This window comes from Streptomyces sp. OfavH-34-F (assembly GCF_022347745.1).
Taxonomy (GTDB): domain Bacteria; phylum Actinomycetota; class Actinomycetes; order Streptomycetales; family Streptomycetaceae; genus Streptomyces.
In genome coordinates this window covers 1-1,829 of sequence record NZ_JAKRGC010000580.1, presented here as the reverse complement: position 1 = coordinate 1,829, position 1,829 = coordinate 1, and the positions used below count along the sequence as shown (strand labels likewise).

Sequence of the window (1,829 nt, the reverse complement as noted above, 5' to 3'; positions counted from 1 at the left end):
GGGGCGCGCCGCCGGGCGCGGGGCACCGGAGGACGCCGCGCGCTCCCTGCCGACCCGTGCCGAGCGGCGCAAGCTGGCCCGCCGGGTGAAGCGCAGACGCCGCAGATCGGCCGTGCGGGAGATCCCGCTCCTGATCGTGGTGGCCCTGGCGATCGCGCTGCTGATGAAGACGTTCCTGGTCCAGGCGTTCGTGATCCCGTCCGGATCGATGGAGCAGACGATCCGCATCGGTGACCGGGTGCTCGTGGACAAGCTGACCCCCTGGTTCGGGTCCAAGCCGCACCGCGGCGACGTCGTGGTGTTCCGCAATCCGCCCGACTGGCCGCCGCCGAACCCGGTGAGCGAGGACACCTCACCGGTCGGCGTCAAGCAGGTGAAGCAGGCGCTCACCTTCGTGGGACTCCTCCCGTCGGACGACGAGCAGGACCTGATCAAGCGCGTGGTGGCCGTGGGCGGCGACACGGTGCGCTGCTGCGGCCCGGACGGCAGGCTCTCCGTCAACGGCGTGGCCGTGGACGAACCCTATGTTTTCCCCGGCGATTCGCCGTCCGCCGTCAAATTCGAGGTAAAGGTTCCGCCGGGCCGTCTGTTCGTCATGGGGGACCACCGCTCGAACTCCGCCGATTCGCGGTTCCACCTGGACCGGACGGCGCACGGCACGATCGCCGAGGACGCGGTCGTGGGGCGGGCGAAGTGGATCGTCTGGCCCTTCGGACACTGGGCCGGACTGGCGCAGCGCTCGGCGTTCGCCGCCGTCCCGGACGCGCGTGCCGGTTCGGCGGCGGCCCCGGGACCGTCGAATAGTGTGTCCGAGGAATCCAACCGATTGATCCGGCTCCCGACCCCTGCGGAACTCCCGCTCGTTATGGGAGTGGTGGGCCTGCATCGGCTAGGACGCAGGCGGTTGCACGGAGTAAGGAGTGGATGTGGGGGATTTGGCGGTCGGCGCACGATCCGGACGCGACGAACCCGAGGACCGGCCGGGCAGCCCGGCGCCTTCCGAGCCCGCCGGCGCGGCGGAGGACGGGACGACGGTGAGCGGGACGGAGAGTGACGGCGGCGCGTCCGGGGACGGCACGGCCCGGAAGAAGAAGAGCCCCCGCCCGTTCTGGAAGGAACTGCCGCTCCTCATCGGGGTCGCGCTGATTCTGGCGCTGCTGATCAAGACGTTTCTGGTGCAGGCGTTCTCGATTCCCTCGGACTCGATGCAGAACACGCTGCAGCGGGGCGACCGGGTCGTGGTGGACAAGCTGACGCCGTGGTTCGGGGCGGAGCCGGAGCGCGGCGAGGTCGTCGTCTTCCACGACCCGGGCGGCTGGCTGGAGGGCAGCCAGGCCCCCGAGCCGAACGTGGTCCAGAAGTTCCTCAGCTTCATCGGGCTCATGCCGTCCGCCGAGGAGAAAGACCTGATCAAGCGCGTCATCGGGGTCGGCGGCGACACCGTGGAGTGCAAGAAGGGCGGCCCGGTCACGGTCAACGGCAAGGCGCTCGACGACAAGTCCTTCATCTTCGAGGGCAACAGCCCCTGCGACGACGAGCCGTTCGGCCCGATCAAGGTGCCCGAGGGCCGGATCTGGGTGATGGGCGACCACCGCCAGAACTCCCTGGACTCCCGCTACCACCAGAACCTGCCGGGCGGCGGCACGGTCTCCAACGACGAGGTGGTCGGCCGGGCCATCGCGGTCGTGTGGCCGGTCAACCGCTGGGCGACCCTGCCGGTCCCGAAGACCTTCGACCAGGCGGGCATCAACGCGGCGGCCGCCGCGGCACCGGGGGCGCTCGGCCTGGCGGGCGCCGTCCCGCTGGTGCTGTGGCGCAGGCGGCGCCGG

At 70.9% G+C, this 1,829-nt stretch carries 2 protein-coding genes; both read left to right on the top strand.

The annotated features are described in order from the left end of the window. Positions 1-1,054, top strand: a 1,054-nt coding sequence (gene lepB, locus MHW47_RS35085; RefSeq protein WP_374230197.1) for a signal peptidase I, incomplete at its 5' end; no start/stop codon positions are given. Then, on the top strand, positions 936-1,829 hold an 894-nt coding region (gene lepB, locus MHW47_RS35080), incomplete at its 3' end, for a signal peptidase I (protein ID WP_239227861.1). The genes lepB (MHW47_RS35085) and lepB (MHW47_RS35080), both read left to right, overlap by 119 nt.